Origin of the sequence: Clostridium sp. UBA7791 (assembly GCF_002480755.1) — a bacterium.
GTDB classification, from domain to species: Bacteria; Bacillota; Clostridia; order Clostridiales; family Clostridiaceae; genus Clostridium_J; species Clostridium_J sulfidigenes.
Map to the genome: position 1 here is coordinate 290,997 of NZ_DLCT01000003.1, position 16,940 is coordinate 307,936.

16 protein-coding genes and 1 riboswitch are annotated in these 16,940 nt (G+C 28.2%); of the genes, 8 read left to right on the plus strand and 8 right to left on the minus strand.

What is annotated here, in order from left to right; translation table 11 throughout:
• The first annotated feature begins 76 nt into the window (after positions 1–76).
• The 4 genes from B3Z56_RS02925 (at position 77) to B3Z56_RS02945 (ending at position 4,674) form a co-directional block, all read left to right on the plus strand.
• Positions 77–598, plus strand: a complete 522-nt coding sequence (locus tag B3Z56_RS02925; RefSeq protein WP_346878207.1) for a hypothetical protein — start codon at positions 77–79, stop codon at positions 596–598.
• Positions 599–700: 102 nt separating this feature from the next.
• Positions 701–1,561 (plus strand): rubredoxin-like domain-containing protein, encoded by an 861-nt coding sequence (locus B3Z56_RS02935; protein WP_414632267.1) that lies wholly within the window; start codon positions 701–703, stop codon positions 1,559–1,561.
• A 127-nt stretch (positions 1,562–1,688) separates the two neighbouring features.
• Positions 1,689–2,339 carry an FMN-dependent NADH-azoreductase gene (locus tag B3Z56_RS02940; protein WP_346878208.1) on the plus strand — a complete coding sequence of 217 codons (651 nt, stop codon included), beginning with the start codon at positions 1,689–1,691 and terminating at the stop codon, positions 2,337–2,339.
• Positions 2,340–2,685: 346 nt separating this feature from the next.
• A complete protein-coding gene (locus B3Z56_RS02945) occupies positions 2,686–4,674 on the plus strand; it encodes a methyl-accepting chemotaxis protein (protein ID WP_346878209.1) in 1,989 nt (662 codons plus the stop codon).
• A gap of 81 nt (positions 4,675–4,755) precedes the next feature.
• On the opposite strand, the gene B3Z56_RS02950 is transcribed toward B3Z56_RS02945, so the two are convergent.
• The 3 genes from B3Z56_RS02950 to B3Z56_RS02960 are packed head-to-tail and all read right to left on the minus strand — an operon-like array spanning position 4,756 to position 7,642.
• The gene (locus B3Z56_RS02950; RefSeq protein ID WP_035132043.1) at positions 4,756–5,520 is read right to left on the minus strand and encodes an ABC transporter ATP-binding protein; all 765 of its coding nucleotides are present in this window, start codon (positions 5,518–5,520) and stop codon (positions 4,756–4,758) included.
• Positions 5,520–6,608 (minus strand): FecCD family ABC transporter permease, encoded by a 1,089-nt coding sequence (locus B3Z56_RS02955; protein WP_414633079.1) that lies wholly within the window; start codon positions 6,606–6,608, stop codon positions 5,520–5,522. The genes B3Z56_RS02950 and B3Z56_RS02955 overlap by 1 nt, the downstream gene beginning before the upstream one ends.
• Positions 6,609–6,616: 8 nt before the next feature.
• A complete protein-coding gene (locus B3Z56_RS02960; RefSeq protein ID WP_346847573.1) occupies positions 6,617–7,642 on the minus strand; it encodes an ABC transporter substrate-binding protein in 1,026 nt (341 codons plus the stop codon).
• 133 nt (positions 7,643–7,775) lie between these two features.
• Positions 7,776–7,944: riboswitch (cobalamin riboswitch) on the minus strand.
• A 255-nt stretch (positions 7,945–8,199) separates the two neighbouring features.
• Between B3Z56_RS02960 and B3Z56_RS02965 the strand changes: the two genes are divergently transcribed.
• Complete coding sequence (locus B3Z56_RS02965) at positions 8,200–8,520, plus strand: (2Fe-2S)-binding protein (RefSeq protein WP_346847572.1); 321 nt, start codon at positions 8,200–8,202, stop codon at positions 8,518–8,520.
• Positions 8,521–8,679: 159 nt separating this feature from the next.
• Entirely contained in the window at positions 8,680–8,856 is a 177-nt protein-coding gene (locus tag B3Z56_RS02970) for a (2Fe-2S)-binding protein (protein ID WP_035132038.1), read from the plus strand.
• Between the two features lie 78 nt (positions 8,857–8,934).
• On the opposite strand, the gene B3Z56_RS02975 is transcribed toward B3Z56_RS02970, so the two are convergent.
• A complete protein-coding gene (locus B3Z56_RS02975; RefSeq protein ID WP_346847571.1) occupies positions 8,935–9,216 on the minus strand; it encodes a hypothetical protein in 282 nt (93 codons plus the stop codon).
• Positions 9,217–9,751: 535 nt separating this feature from the next.
• Between B3Z56_RS02975 and B3Z56_RS02980 the strand changes: the two genes are divergently transcribed.
• A complete protein-coding gene (locus tag B3Z56_RS02980; protein WP_346876602.1) occupies positions 9,752–11,113 on the plus strand; it encodes a short-chain fatty acid transporter in 1,362 nt (453 codons plus the stop codon).
• A gap of 193 nt (positions 11,114–11,306) precedes the next feature.
• Here the strand turns inward: B3Z56_RS02980 and B3Z56_RS02985 are convergent, their stop codons facing one another.
• From B3Z56_RS02985 to B3Z56_RS03000, 4 genes are read right to left on the minus strand one after another with little or no spacing between them, the layout of a single operon-like run.
• Positions 11,307–12,221: a DUF4097 family beta strand repeat-containing protein gene (locus tag B3Z56_RS02985; RefSeq protein WP_346878211.1), complete on the minus strand. Its 915-nt coding sequence runs from the start codon at positions 12,219–12,221 to the stop codon at positions 11,307–11,309.
• A 28-nt stretch (positions 12,222–12,249) separates the two neighbouring features.
• The gene (locus tag B3Z56_RS02990; RefSeq protein WP_346876600.1) at positions 12,250–12,966 is read right to left on the minus strand and encodes a hypothetical protein; all 717 of its coding nucleotides are present in this window, start codon (positions 12,964–12,966) and stop codon (positions 12,250–12,252) included.
• 9 nt (positions 12,967–12,975) lie between these two features.
• Positions 12,976–13,743: an ABC transporter ATP-binding protein gene (locus B3Z56_RS02995; protein WP_346878212.1), complete on the minus strand. Its 768-nt coding sequence runs from the start codon at positions 13,741–13,743 to the stop codon at positions 12,976–12,978.
• 2 nt (positions 13,744–13,745) lie between these two features.
• Positions 13,746–14,111, minus strand: coding sequence for a GntR family transcriptional regulator (locus tag B3Z56_RS03000; protein WP_150841796.1), 366 nt, complete (start codon positions 14,109–14,111; stop codon positions 13,746–13,748).
• Positions 14,112–14,502: 391 nt separating this feature from the next.
• Here B3Z56_RS03000 and B3Z56_RS03005 point away from each other — a divergent pair, with 391 nt between their 5' ends.
• Entirely contained in the window at positions 14,503–16,920 is a 2,418-nt protein-coding gene (locus B3Z56_RS03005) for a PAS domain S-box protein (RefSeq protein WP_346876599.1), read from the plus strand.
• Positions 16,921–16,940: the final 20 nt, after the last annotated feature.

Here is a 16,940-nt window from a genome sequence, read left to right on the forward strand (position 1 = left end):
TATTATGAATATATTTTAGATATAATTACATAATACTTATTTGCGAGTGAAACTCATATTATAGAAGGGGATTAAGATGAATAATTTATTACATCCAGTAAATGAGAATAAGTTTAAAGAAATAGTTAATATAAGATTTAACAACATTAATGAAGGATTTAATAATTATAAGAGTGCAATGTTAAAAAGCAAAACTTTAGAGGAAGCTGAAGAAAATATAATTAAATTTATGGAGGAAGTTATAATATTAAATGGTGAGGATAACTCTTTTGTAGATTTATATTTTTCTACTTTAGAAAAAGAAGATAAAGAAAGACTAATAGGGGTATTGGAAGAAAAAGATAAAGAAATAATGGAAAGTATTAAGGACACTTTACATGGAGACACAATTTATTTTAGGTTAACAAAAGACATCATACCATTTATAACTAGATTAAGTACTAGAGAAGTTCTATTCTGTACTGTATATTTCACAAAATACCCATTTACTATATGGGGTAACTATAATAAAAAATTTCCATGTTTTTATAAGGCAGATAAAGTATTGGATTTATATACTGATATTGCAAAGGAATGCGATGTTGAAATTATTGTTTAATAATAGCTATTATTGACTAATTTGTGAGTTAGTAATACTATAAGTATATAGCTATAAGGAAGATTACAGTTATAATATAGGGTATATATGGAGGAATTTAACATGAAAAAATTTATTTGCAAAGTATGTGGATACATATATGAAAGTGAAAAATTACCAAGTGGTTTTGTTTGTCCAGTCTGTGGTGTGGGATCAGAGATGTTTGAAGAATTGAAGGAAAGTAATTTATTTAGTAAATTTAAAGTACTTAATAAGGTGAAAGAAAACGATGTAGTTACATCTTTCTATTTAACTTCTGTAGATAAAAAAGTTTTAAAAACACATAAAGCTGGACAATTTATTTCTATAAAACCAATAACTGAAGGAGATAAATCTAGTGAGGTTAGACAATATTCCTTATCTATGAAGCCAGGAGAAGATTTTTATAGAATAAGTGTTAAGAGAGAAGATAAAGGATTAATTTCCAGATATCTGCATGACAATATAAATGTAAATGATGAAGTAGAAATAACAGAACCATTAGGTGAATTTATATTAAAGGATAACAGTAAACCCTTAGTGCTTATAAGTGGTGGAATTGGAATAACGCCTATGATGTCTATGCTTTATAAGGCTATAGAAGAAGGACGAAAGGTAAAATTTATTCAAGCAGTTATAAATTCAAATGTTCATACTTTTAAAAATGAGCTAAGGGATTTAGCTAAAAAATATGATAATGTAGACGTAGAATTTTTCTATAGTAAGCCATTAGACAATGATAAACTTGGAGAAGATTATCAATTTGAAGGATATTTAACTAAGGAATGGATTGAAAAAAATCTATCAAAGGATGAAGAATTTTATTTCTGTGGACCTTTAGGATTTATGAAAATGATATATGATGCCTTAAACGCAATGGGAGTGTCAGAGGATTATATAAATTATGAAATGTTTGGTCCATCTGCTGACTTATCAAAAATGTAGTTTACAGGGATATTTCAAAGTATATTTGAAGTATCCTTGTATTTTTTTATATTCTCCTAAATAGTTATGAATATTTTAAGCTTTAAAGCAAAGAATAGCATTATTAATAATTATAGAGGTGAAATTTATGAAAAAGTTATTGTATATAACTGTAAACTCTAAACCGGAAGAGTTATCTGCTAGTAAAACAGTAGGTAGAGCATTTGTAAATAAATTTTTAGAAAAGCATAAGGAGTTTATTCTAGAAGAATTAGACCTTTATCAGTGTCACATACCTAGACTTGAGTATGAATACTTTGAAAAAAGAAATTGTATGATTAAGGAAGAAGATTTTAGTAAGTTGAATGAAAAACAACAAGAAGAAGTTCATAAAATTGTAAAACTTGTGGATCAATTCAAAGAAGCTGACTTATATGTAATAGCAGCACCAATGTGGAGTCTTTCCTTTCCAGCTCCATTAAAGGAATATATTGATTGTATAGTTATGGATGGAAAAACTATAAAAATATCAGAAAACAAAATGGAAGGACTATTAAATGACAAACCAAGGGCTATGGTATATATCCAATCATCAGGGGCACCTATTCCATGGATGTTAAGGTCTATTTTTAATAAAGGACTTGATTATGTAAGAGATATAATGAAGTATATAGGAATTAAGAAATTTGAGGAACTATTGGTGGATGGAACAGGTTTTACTGAAGAAGAAAGAAGAGAAGCTATAGAAGAGGCTAACAAAGAAGTAAATAAACTTATAGAAGAAATTTGGGAAAAATAATTAATATATCACAAAAACTGTTAATATTCTACATATTAATAGTTTTTTTGCGTATACATAGGATGTTTTTTTTACTAAAGTGTTTATTATAATTCTGTTGATACGATTATAATTGTGTAACCTTTAATAAACAAATAAATTATATATTTTTATTAATAAGATTACTATTTAATTTTAATATAGTTATATATTATAGAATATTGAAGAAGTTTAAAATTAGACCAAGAAAGGAGATGGATATGAAATATATGCTTGTAGAAAAAATAATATATAAAAAGTAAAATTGCATGTGTTGAGTAAGCAATGACTTATATGTAAGACTGGAATTAATTATAGGGGGAGAATTATGTTTAAGTTTAAGCGTTTAGGAACTAAAATGACTGTGTTTATAGTAGGCATAGTGTTAGTTGGAATGTTAACAACTCAATTGACAACTACTATAATAATGAAACAAAATCTTAAAGAAGATACAAGTGAAAGAGGAACTACAGTAGTAGCGGAATTAGGAAAGTCCTTTGAAAAGGAGCTATTACAGTATGAAAAAGATTTAAAATTAATTGGAGAAGAAAGTGCTTTTAATAAGGAAGTGCTTAAGGATTCTGTAGCTTTAGAAGAGGTATCATCATTATTTAAGAATTATACTGAATCTAACTCACAGATATTAAGCATATATGTAGGATTTCAAGATAAAAGTATGCTTGCAGAACCTACATGGGAAGTGCCAGCAGACTATGATGTAACCCAAAGAGAATGGTATATAGAGGCATCAGGAAGCCCAGAAGATGTAATATGGACAGAACCATATATTGATGCCGACAATAATGTTCCAGTAATTACAGCAGCAAAAGCTATAGTTGAAAATGGAAAAGTAAAGGGAGTATTAGCTGTTGACTTATCTCTAGAAAACTCTTTAAACAATGTTAAAGAGCATAATGTAGGATACAAAGGTTATGCATTTTTAGTTAGCAATGAAGGAGTTGCACTATACCATCCAAAATTAATTAATGAAAACCTAAAAGAGCAACCTATGTTTGGTGAGATTTTCAAATCAGAATCAGGTTCTTATAAATTTAATGAAGGTAAGGAAGATTTAGAAGTATATTACTATACTATACCAAACTTCAATTGGAAAGTAGGAGCTGTATATAGTGAGAAAGATATGCAAGCTAGTATAATTGAAATTAATAATTTTACTATGGCTATAACTTTTGTAGTGATGCTAGTATTAGCTATAATATTGTTTATACTTATAAAAAGAATATCTAATCCTTTAGTTAAGTTATCCAAGGAAGCAAAGTTAGTAGCAGAAGGTGATTTAACAGTAGATATAAAATCTAAATTGAAGGATGAAATTGGACAAGTAACTAATAACTTTAATAGCATGGTTAAGGATATTAATAATATAGTATCTAATGTACAAAAATCTATATATCAAATCAATAGTGCTAGTGAAAATCTAAGTGCTATATCAGAAGAAACTACAGCTTCAACAGAAGAGATAAATGCTGCAGTTGCAGAAATAGCTAGAGATACCTCAAATCAAGCAGAGACTATTGTAGGCATAGTAGACAAGGTAGAAAAACTTAATGAATCCATTGAAGATATTAATAATATTATCAATAAAATGAATGAACTATCCAATTCTTCTACAGAAGCATCGGAATTAGGCTTAGAAAATGTAAGTAATTTAAATATAAAAATTAATGAAAACACTACTGAACTTAATAAGGTAAATGACATATTCCAGGGATTAGTTTACAAGCTACAAGAAATAGATAAGGTTATCGATATGATAACTAATATATCTGATCAAACTAACTTACTAGCCCTTAATGCAAGTATAGAAGCAGCCAGAGCTGGAGATGCTGGAAAAGGATTTGCTGTGGTAGCAGAAGAAGTTAGAAAATTAGCAGAGCAATCTAGTGATGCAACAAATAAGATTAAGGAATCTTTAACTAATATAAATAAAGAAACTAATAATGTGAAAAGTGCAATACTTTATGCTAATGATATAAACAAAGAAACTGCAAGTGCTGTATTAAGTACAGAACAATCTTTTAATTCTATTAATGATGAGTTACAAGAAATAGTTGAATTAATAAGAGAAACAAGTCATAGAACAGAAGATATTAATAACTATAGTGGAAATATCTTAGGTGGAGTAGAAGACATTTCAAATAATGCACAACAGAATGCATCTACCGTTGAAGAAGTTAGTGCTTCTATAGATGAACAAAGCGTTGTATTTGGAAGTATAGCACAACACTCTGAAGAATTATCACAATCTTGTCATGATTTATCACAATTAATTAATCACTTCAAAGTAAGTAAATAGAAATATTTATTAAACCATGATAATGAAATAAATTATGGATAAAATAAAGGGTATCTCAAGTTTTGGAGATACCCTTTATTGTTACATAGGGTTATAACAAATATTTAATAAAGTAGTTGTAGGATTTTCTATAATCACTGAATCAACTCCATAAACATCTTTAATTAACTTAGAAGTAAGAATTTCTTTAGGTGTACCATAAGCAACGATTATACCTTCTTTTAAAACGTAAAGTTTGTCACAATACATTGCTGCAATATTTAAATCATGAATTGCAGCCACTACTTCTATGTTAAGATTTTTTACAATACTCATAAGCTGAATTTGATATTTTATATCTAAATGATTAGTTGGCTCATCCAAGATCAAACATTCAGTTTGTTGTGCTAATGCTCTAGCAAGAATAATACGTTGTTGTTCACCACCGGAAAGAGTTAAAAAGCTTCTATTTATAAAATTTACCATTCCTACTTTATCTAAGGCATCATAAATTATATCGTAGTCCTCTTTTGTATCTCTATCTAAAAATTTTTTATGTGGAGACCTACCCATGAGTAATATATCTTTTACAGAAAAATCAAAATTATAATTATTATGTTGAGAAAGAACAGCTAATTTTTTAGAGCTTTCTCTTACTGTAATTTTACTTAAGTCAATATCATCTAATTTTATTATGCCACTATTGGGTTTTAAGTTTCTATAGATACACTTTAATAAGGTAGACTTACCACTACCATTTGGTCCAATAATTCCTATGAATTCTTTATTATTAGCATTAATATTAATACCCTTTAGAATATCAGTATCGCCAATTTTAACTTTTATATTCTCTGTTGAAATATGCATTAATTGCTACCTCCAAATCCATAGGATTTTTTTATCATAAGCCATACAAAGCAAGGTGCACCTATCATAGAAATTAATATACCAATTGGAACCTCGGTGCCTTTTATTATAATTCTAGATAGTACATCTGCCCAAATTAGAAATATTGCACCTAGTATAGCGCCTATAGGAATTATTTTTTTATGATCTGTACCAAATAGTATTCTAACTATATGGGGGATTATAAGTCCAATAAATCCAATCATACCTGAGGAATATACTATTACACCAATCATTAAAGAAGTAATAATTAAATAAATGATTCTAAATTTATGTAAATCAGTACCTAAAGTAACAGATACTTCATCACCTAAAAGCATTAGGTTTAGAGTTCTATATTGGGTCATAAAGAATAATGTTCCTATAAAAATAATAGGAAGTATAAAAGAAATTTCATTCCAATTAGCACCAGCCAAACTACCCATAAGCCAAAAGCTAATATTTTTCATTCCTTGAGAATCATTGGTAATATAAACCATAAAGCTTGAAAATGCACTACATACAGAGCTGAGAGCCATTCCGGAAAGAAGTAATTTTACAGAATTCGTTCTTCCACCTATATTAGAAAGCATTAAAACTAGCATTGAGATAGAAAAAGCGCCTATAAATCCCATTATTCCAATATAACTGCTACCTAAACTTGCGCCAATGCCGAGTAGAATTGCTAAAGTAGCCCCAAGGGATGCTCCAGAAGATATTCCTAAAATATAGGGGTCGGCTAACGGGTTTTTAACAATGGCTTGCATTACAATTCCAATTACGGATAATCCCATTCCAACGGCTATAGCTAAAACTGTTCTAGGCATTCTAATCAACCATATAACATCTATTTTAGCAGCACTTGTAGAGAGCTCACCTATATTAAAAAGTTTATAAAGAATAATCCCATATACTTCTTTCATGGATATATTTACTGAGCCAATAGTAACAGCTAGTCCTATTGAAAGAATAAGTATTATTAAAAGAACAAGAGAAGTACCTATATAAATAGGCATTCTCTTAAAAATATTAGAATATCTAGTTCCGTATAAATTTTTATTTTTAATCATCATAATTACTACTTACCTAAAGTTCCATATAAACCTTCAGAGAAAGTATTTATTCCATCTATAGTTCTGATGCCACTAGAATACATTTCTCCTAAAGATATAGGATATACTTTTTTATTTTTAATAGCTGAAAGTGTTTGAAGAGATTCATCTTTTAAAATTTTATCTACTTCTTGTTGAGGAATGTTTTCATCGCCTCTATCCATATAAACTACAAATATACAATCAGGGTTAAGAGTTATTAAATCTTCTTTGCCAATACTGTTTCCTTCGGGATTTAATAAATTAGCTCCAAGTTTTGTTATCATATCACCAGCTAAAGTATTAGCTCCATAAGTACTGATTTTATCATCAAAGAATTCTACAACTAAAGTATTTTGTTTATCTTTATTTTTAACTGAATTAGCAGTATTTTCAACGGACTCAGTAATTTTATTCACTAGAGCTTGTGCTTTATCTTCAACATTGAAAATTTTTCCTAAGTTTAAAATGTCAGTAATTTCATTATCAATAGTTTTTTCTATAGCGATACCACTATTTAAAGATATATATGTATTAGTGCCATTATCATTCCAATAAGATACATCACCAAGATTTTTATCCTTAAAAAGTGAATACCAACCAACAATGAAGTCTGGTTCAGACATAACCACAGTTTCTTTTGAAGGAGTAAATTCCTTTAAATAATTAATTTTTTCAAAAGCAGCTTTATATTCTTCCTTTACAGGATGGTCGAGACCAGCAGCAGCCACTATTTTATCTTCAAGACCTAAAGCAAGAAGGGTTTCTATAGAGTTTTGATATACAGCAAAAACTTTTTCTGGCGCTTTATCAAAAGTTAGTTTTATAGGTTCTTTTTTGAAGTTATAAGTTTCAATTGTTACTGGATAATGAGAATCTTTAATTTCATTTTGAGGTGGATTAGATTTCTCAGTAGAAGTGTTTTTATCAGATTTGCTATTACTACAACCTACTAGACTAAGGATAAGTAATACGCTCAATAGAAGTGAAGTAATTTTTTTAAAATGTTTCATTGTAATTCTCCTTTAACATTATAATTATAATCAGTTAAATATTATAATTTGTATGAATATAAGGATACTCTTGATAAAACCATAGACAAAAGCATAGTTGTCATGGCGAATATCACTCTTTACTCGAAGAGTATCGATATTTTTAATATTGGTAAGTATCCTGACTTATAGATCATTATATTAATTAACCTTCCCAAACAAAAGTTCAGTGGTATAAATAATTAATACTCCCTAATTACAGTAGCGGTACTGTGTGGAAATTTCATCCATCTTCCTTTGAAACCAATATCATTCATATACTATTATATTTCAACAATCCATACTTTATCATAGTTGAGAAAGGTTGTCAATGAATAGAAAGGAAAAACTCTTTAAATTTCCGGCAGACGCAAATATATTCTATACTGAATATATTATTTAAAATAACAAAGAATAGAAGTGTGGGTATATCAACCATGGAACACGAATAGTAAATATATAATAATAAATATTGATTAATAAAAACTATTAGGTTATAATGGAAATATATAAATAAGAGATTTAAGGAGGAATATGAAATGTCACTAGAACAAATCGTATGTTTATGTAATGGGGTTACTTATGCTCAAGTAAGAGAGGCTATGGCTCAAGGGGCTAGATCAGTAGAAGATATTCAAGCTGCTACAGGAGCAGGAGATGTTTGTGGAGGATGTATTGAAAGAATTGAAAAAATATTAGGCGATGTATGCACATGTAGAAATGTTTCTACTGAAGAGGTGGTAAAAGCAATACAAAATGGAGATACTACTGTAGAAAAAGTAGGTGTAACTACAGGGGCAGGAACAGCATGTGGAAAATGTAAATGTGTTATTGAGAGTTTAATTGAATCAAATAAATAATATATTTTAATGTTACAAACAATTTCATTAGCTGTAAATCTAAAATCTAAAAATATAGTGTATTGAAATGTAATTTATAGTAATACTATTATAGAATAATTACATTATATATGATTAATTATGTTAATCATATATGTCTATATTAAGGAGGAAGAATAAATGTCAGAAAATAGAATTATATGTACTTGTCAAGATGTAGACTATAATACTATAAAGAAAGCCATTGAAGATGGTGCTAAGACAGTAGATGATATAATGGAAGCTACAGGAGCAGGAACTGTTTGTGGAGGATGTATTAGTGAAATAGAAGAAATTCTTCAAGAAGTAAAAAAATAATTAGTAGGAATTTTTTAGGTCTATATTGATATATAAAGTAGTTATATCAATATAGACCTAAATTAATTTTCATGTTTATTAGTTTTTCATTTGATTTTTCACATCATTTTTTAATTCTTTAGCTATTGTTTTTCCTCCAACCATAGCTTTATTATACAGGTTTTTAGCTAATTGACCTTCTTCTCTAACTTCATCTTTCATTTGATTTTTAAGGTCGTGAACAAATTTCTTATTTGAAATAAATTCTTTAATATCTTCCTTTTTTTCACCATACTGAATTTTAACTTCAGTATACATATCCTTAACTTCACTAGTAACTTTATTCATACCTTCTTTAACTTCATCACCTATTTTATTCATAAAAATCTCCTCCCATAAAATTATTTCAAATGAACTTTAGTGTAATATATTAGAACTCATTATAAAAAATAAAAGTAAAATTTAATTCTATTTTCTATATAGTTTACTCAAATTACAAAATAATATTTAATGAATTTAATGGATATTTAATTTTTCGATTTACTAATAAATTTAAGTGATTCTATTGAAAAATATAGTAATAGAATGTACTCACTCCATGTACTAATAAAATAAAGAACCATAGATTAAAATGTATGAAAAAAGTATTATATATGTATTATTAAGTAATAAAATCTAAAAAAAGTAATATGTATATTTAAAAAATATTGAAAATATGGTATACTAAACATGAATTGAGTATACATGTGTTGAAGTAGAATAATCTTCATGTATAAAAATATGGTACAACCAATATAGTTAAAAATTTAACTATTCAAATGAAAGCAATATAATTGATAGCAACAAATAGCTACATAAAAAATATAACTATTTGCTGATATAAAGAAATCCATATATTTATTAAGGGGGAAAGAAAATGTTTAAAAAATTTACAAATGGTTGTGTTAAATTAGTTCAAAATTACCTACCAGATCCATTTTTATTTTGTATCATTTTAACTTTCATAATCTTTATTTCAGGTGTTTTATTCACAGGACAATCTCCATTATCTATGATTATTCATTGGACAAATGGATTTTGGAGTTTATTAGCATTTGCAATGCAAATGGCATTGGTTCTTGTTTTTGGTCATACCTTAGCTAGTGCACCAGCATTTAAAAAAATTACAAAGAAACTAGCTAGAATCCCCAAAACACCAACCCAAGCAATCTTATTAGTTACTTTTGTATCTTCTATAGCATGTATATTAAACTGGGGATTTGGATTAGTTATAGGAGCAATATTTGCAAAAGAACTTGCAAAGGAAGTAGATGGTGTTGACTATAGACTTCTAATAGCTTCAGCTTATTCAGGTTTCTTATTATGGCATGCTGGACTATCAGCATCAATTCCATTAACTCTTGCTACTGGTGGAGAATCTTTAGTTAAAGCTACAGCAGGAGCAGTAAGTGCTGCGGGAGTACCAACTAGTGAGACTATATTTTCAATATTTAATCTAGTTATAGTAGGTGTTTTAGTAGTAACTCTACCACTTATAAATAGAGCTATGCACCCAGATAAGGGCAGTGTTGTAGTTATAGATAAAGGATTATTAGAGGATGAAGAAGTGCTTGTAGAGATGCCAAAAGAAAATATGACTCCAGCTGATAAGTTAGAAAATAGTAAGATAGTTACTTGGTTAATTTCAATAATGGGATTTACCTATATAATATATTATTTTATTACTTCAGGATTTAATTTAAACCTTAACATAGTAAACTTTATATTTTTATTTTTAGGTATTTTGCTACATGGAACTCCTAAGCGATTTATAAATGCTCTAATGGATGGCGCTAAAGGAGCTGGTCCTATATTACTTCAGTTTCCATTTTATGCAGGTATAATGGGAATGATGACAGGAGCAAATGCAGAGGGGATATCTTTAGCTGTGTTAATGTCAAATGTGTTTGTAACTATTTCAAATAAAGTTACATTCCCAATGTTCTCATTTTTAAGTGCAGGATTAGTTAATTTCTTTGTACCATCTGGTGGTGGACAATGGGCTGTACAAGCGCCTATCATGATGCCAGCTGGAGCAGAACTTGGAGTAAGCACAGCTAAAACAGCAATGTCAATTGCTTGGGGAGATGCGTGGACAAATATGATTCAACCATTCTGGGCTTTGCCAGCACTTGGAATAGCAGGTCTAGGAGCAAAGGATATTATGGGATACTGTATAATAGATTTATTATACTCAGGAGTGATAATTGCAGTAGGCCTTACTGTTATAGGTATGTAGAATTATTTTATAAATCTATATACTTAGAATAAATGCTGTCTACAATATAATACAAAGGACTTTTATAAAAATATATAAATAATCTTATATAAAATATTGAGCATGTACTTTAATATTACGAAGCGCTTTAGCCTTAATAATATAAGTACTTGCTCAATATTTTTTCACACTAAGTTATTTTATGATAAATTAGTTAGTTTACAATCAGATTACCTACTCCTACATTTAGATCAAAGGTGTATATATCTTCACCAGAAGTTTTGGCATTTATATCTATGCTACCTATACCAGTAGAAGTATCTAGCTTTACAGGAGAGTTATTTGGAATAGATATAACAGTTTTACCTACACCACCATCATAAGTTAAGTCTCCTCCAACTTCAGCAAAGATAATGGAAAGATTACCTACACCACCATCAATATCTATATCACCACATTTGCTAGAAAGATCTATGGTTGTATTTCCAACTCCTTGTTCAAGCTTTAGATCTTGAAAAACTATATCTTTCAAGGTAAGATTTCCAGCACCACCTTCAACCTTTAATTTATTAATATTTATTCCATTAATAGAAATGTTACCAGCACCACCATGTAATTCTAAATCCTTATTAAAATCTTTAGGAATATTAATAGTAATTTCTCTAGATGTAGATTTATTAAAAAATCCTAAGTTTATAGAAGAATTTAAACCATGTTCTTTAATGTTGAGGGTATTTCCTATAACATCAATTGTGGTTTTATCTACAAAGGAACTAGATCCCCTGCAAGTTATAGTAAAATCTGAACTGTCAACAGAGTTAATATTTACATTAGAAGCATGGATTTCAATATCTATATCTTCTATATTTTTCATAGGAATGGTTTTGGATATGTCTTCATCATAGGTGGTCAAATTTCCATTATCATCAAAGTTATCAAAGTTATTACTAATATCATCTAAATTATCTAGAAAGTCTGTACCTAGATTTCCAAATAATTTATCATTATTAAAATTCACTGAATTACTATTCTTAGGTCGAGATTTCACACCAAACTCTACATTACAACCCACAAGAAGAGTAGTCGTAAGGATTAGAGTAGGAATTATAATAAAAAGTTTCTTCTTCATAAAAAACACCTCTATTTTAATAAATTAATTAAATTATATCTAGTTTTTTGTCTATTCTATTGGCAGCAACTATTTGAAGTATAATTAGGGCTAATATATCTATAATTATTGCAAATATATCTAATTCAATAGCTCCATATTTACCTATGGTCATATACATATAAGGTAAAAAGTATAATATTAAATTAGCTATAAAGGAGTAAATAATATTTCCAACAATACTAGCACCTATTACGGCTAATACACATAAAGCAGTACTTCTAATATAGGAACCTAGTATTGCGATTAATGCAGTTATAATTAAATAACTTATAATAGTACCTAAGGACATAGATAATGAAATATTAAGAACTATGGATGGAAAATTGCCAGAGTTAACCATAGCACCTAAAGCTACAATTGTAGTAATAAAAAGATTTATAAAAATTAATTCTAAAAGATTACCTAGAATAAAATCTATACCAGATATAGGAGCTAAAAATAAAAGTCGCCCATATTCCTTTGATAATTGCATAGAAAATATTATGATATGAGCTATAAAATTCGTAGCGATAAGAATTGAAACAGCTGGTATTAGATCTAATCCTTGAGTGAACTTAGACAAAAATGAACTTGACCCAAGAGCTAAAACTAGGATAATAGCTTCTATTAAATACATAATTCTCAAGGTTCTAAAAGAATATTTAGCTATACTAAAAATGTTTTTCATTTTAATTGATTTATTTTTAATTATTTTATTTTCCATAATATTCACCTATTCTGCAAATACCTTTCTATATATTTTGTCTATAGACGTACCATACTTTATACGTAACTCCTCTGCATCACCTTTTTCAATTATTGAGCCATCACCTAAAAATATTACTTCATCAAAAATCTGCTCAAGTTCTCCTACATAATGAGTTGTAATTATCATTGAAGCATTACTATCTAAATTATCTATAATTGCATTAATTATCTTATCTCTACTTATAATATCAACTCCAGAAATAGGTTCATCAAGGATATATAAGTTACAATTTCTACTTAAGGTTAGGCTAAGAGCAACCTTTTCTAACATTCCTTTAGATAATGATTTAAGTTTTGCATCTGTTTGGATATTCATAAATTTTAATAAGCTTAAAGCTTTAGATTCATTAAAATCATAAAAGAAATCTTTATAAAACTTAAGAGCATCATTTACCTTCATCCACTTAAATAGATAATCTTTTTCCTGTAGGTATGAAACAAACTGTTTAGTTTCCCTTCCAACTGACATGCCGTTAATAGTTACAGTTCCTAGAGTGGGTTTAAAGAGTCCAGATATAACATTTAACAAGGTTGTTTTTCCTTGACCGTTTGGTCCAAGGATTCCAAGAACTTTTCCTTTTTTCAAGTTAAAACTTATCTCATTTAAAATATGCTTGGCTCCAAAATTTTTGGATAGAGTAGTTATTTCTAGTACATTATCACTTAATGTGTTTAAATCAACATTATTTAAAAGTTCATCTTTAGTTACTATGGTAGTTGCGTCATTCTTCAAGATTATTCCTCCTCATACATATTCATAATTAGTTCTAAAATTTCTTCTTTAGAAAACCCTAAGGTTTTACTTTTGTGGATAAAATCCCTTAGTAATTCTTTAGAATATTCTTTTCTTAGATTATCTATTATAGTTTCATCCTCTGTTAAAAATTTTCCGATACCCCTTTGAGTATTTATTAATCCTTCATTTTCAAGCTCAGAATAAACTCTTAATATAGTGTTTGGGTTAACTTTGAGTTCACTGGCATAATCCCTAACAGACAATAATCTCTCCCCCTTTTTAAGTTCTCCAGAAACAATTTTCATTTTCATGTAATTTTTTATCTGAATATATATAGGTTCCTTTGAGTTTAATTCTAACTCCATTTCATCACCTCATTTTATCAGTTATAGTGTCTTAATTACATGATACACTAGTACTGACTTAAATGGTATTGTTTAAAAGTGCCATATAATCTGATTAGAGTAAAATAGATATAAATTACTCTTGTTTTCTCTAATTTATAAGGAAATAAGTAATTTAAAAGATAAAATACTACAAAATAATCCAATATATAATAATTCATGTCATTAATTTGTTACTATATATTGTAATATATTACTTTAAAATGTATAATTGGTAGTGTGAATATACACTTGTAGAGAAATATGGAGATATAATATAAATAAATATACATATATGAAAAAGCTATAAAAATTAACTTTTATAATAATTTCAGTGCAGTGAAGAAAGATATAATAAGGGAGATGGAAGTTTATGGAACAGGTTTTTAATAGTCTGGATGATATGATATTAATAGTTGATAGTAAAGAAAAAGTTCTATTTGCAAACTCTAAGTTAATAGAACGGTTTGAATTAAATGAAAAAGACTTACAAAAATCTTATAGAGACATAGCTTTACAACAAGATAGGGATATACTAAGGGAACTTATATGTAATTTTGAAATGTATACTAATAGAGTTATAGAGTATACGCTTTCTTTACAAGGGTTAGGCAAAATTCACTGTGATGTAAATGTTAACAAAGGGATGTGGTACGGAGAGTCAGCTTTTTTTGTTACGTTAAAAGAAAAAGGAATATATAGTAAAAAAGATTTAGAAATACTTGTAGACAATCTACCCTATAGCATGTGGATGAAGGATGTTGAGGGCAAATATATATATGCAAATACTCAATATGTAAAAAACTTGGATGTTGATAAGGAGAGGGTTATAGGAGCTTATGACTGGAACTTTTGTGATGAAGACCAATGTGATTATTCAAGTGAAACAGATCATGAAGTAATTGTTGACAAAAGACCAATACTATATGAAAGAGTGATTCATAACTCAGAAGGTGATATTTGGCTTGAAACTTATAAGGCTCCAATATTAGACCAATATGGAGACGTAAAGTATATAATTGGTGTTTCAAGGGATATAACTTTTAACAAGAAGATAGAATCAGAATTGTTGGATAGCCATAAGCAATTTTATGCTTTAAATGAAGTAGTAAGCAATGGTTATAATGAAAGTAGTGGAAGATTTGATAATTTTAAAGAAGATATTATCCAAAAATTGGGTGTGGATGATATAAATATATGGACTTATGACGATAAGGAAGATAAACTTAATTGTAAATGTTATCTAGGAAAGTATAATGAAAGAGATATTGATAATATAGAACTTCCAATAACTTATGAAGAGTTGGAGGGATTTTTTAAAGAAGAAGGAGCAGAGGGAATAAAACTCTTATGTGATAGAAAAAACTATCCTAATAAAGATATATTAGAAAAAAAGGGTGTAAAATTTGTTGGAGTTTATAAGCTAGAATACAACAATAAGATTATAGGAGCTGTAAATTTTTTATATAGTAAAATGGATGATGCAAAATCAAGTAATGAAAAGTTCATAAGAATCTTATGTAATCAAATTGCGGTAATAATAAAAAATCATAGTTTATCTAAAGAGATTAAATTAGAACTTAAAAAACGTATGGAAACAGAAAGTGAATTACAATTATTTTTAGATACAGCCATTGATTTAATGGTTATAATTGGTGATAATGATAAACATAGAAAGTTAAATTCAGGGTGGGAAAAGACTTTAGGATGGAGCAAAGAGGAACTTTTAAAGATGAAGTGGACAGATATAATTCACCCAGAGGATTTAGAATTAAAGAATGAATTTATAAAAAAATTAAAAACAGAAGAAAAGATAATGAGTTTTAAGATTAGACTTATGTGCAAAAGTGGAGATTCAAAGTGGATTCAATGGAATAGTAGATATTTAAAAAGTAGAGGAATATCTATATGTACAGGTAAGGATGTAACAGAGCAGCATCAGTTAGAAGAGCAAAGAAAAAATTATGAGGAGGCAATAAAATTAGAGAAAATTAAAGGTGAGTTTTTCTCAAATATATCTCATGAATTTAAAACTCCTTTAAATATTATTCTTACAACTATGCAACTTATAAATAGTAATATAGAAAAAGAGCGTATTAGTGCTGACAAAGGCGTGGCTTTAAAAAGATACATGAATTCTATTAAACAAAATTCTTATAGATTATTAAGGCTTGTTAATAATCTAATAGATATAACTAAGATAGATGCAGGATATTATAAATTACAACTTGAAAATCATAATATTGTTAATGTGGTAGAGGATATTACTATTTCTGTAGCTCAGTATGTGGAAAATAAAGGAATTGAGTTAATATTTGATACAGAAATTGAAGAAGAAATAATTGCTTGTGATCCAGACAAAATTGAGAGAATAATGCTTAATTTATTATCCAATGCAATTAAGTATACAAAGGTAAATGGAAGAATTGAAGTATATTTAGGTATCGAAGACGGAAAAGTCTTTATATCAGTTATGGATAATGGAGAAGGAATAGAAAATGAAAAGGTAGATTTAGTATTTAATAGATTTATTCAAGTGGATGATATCTCAGAAAGAAGATATGAAGGTAGTGGAATTGGATTATCACTGGTTAAATCCTTAATCGAAATGCATGGTGGTAACATTAATGTGACAAGTAAGGTTGGGGAAGGTACTAAATTTACATTTTATCTTCCAATAAGGATTGTAGAAATGGAGGAGGGTGAAAAAGACCATGTGCCTCATAAAAGTGAAATGATAAGTTCAAAGGTAGAAAAATGTAATATAGAATTTTCGGACATATACAATTAATGTGACTCCTAAAATCATTA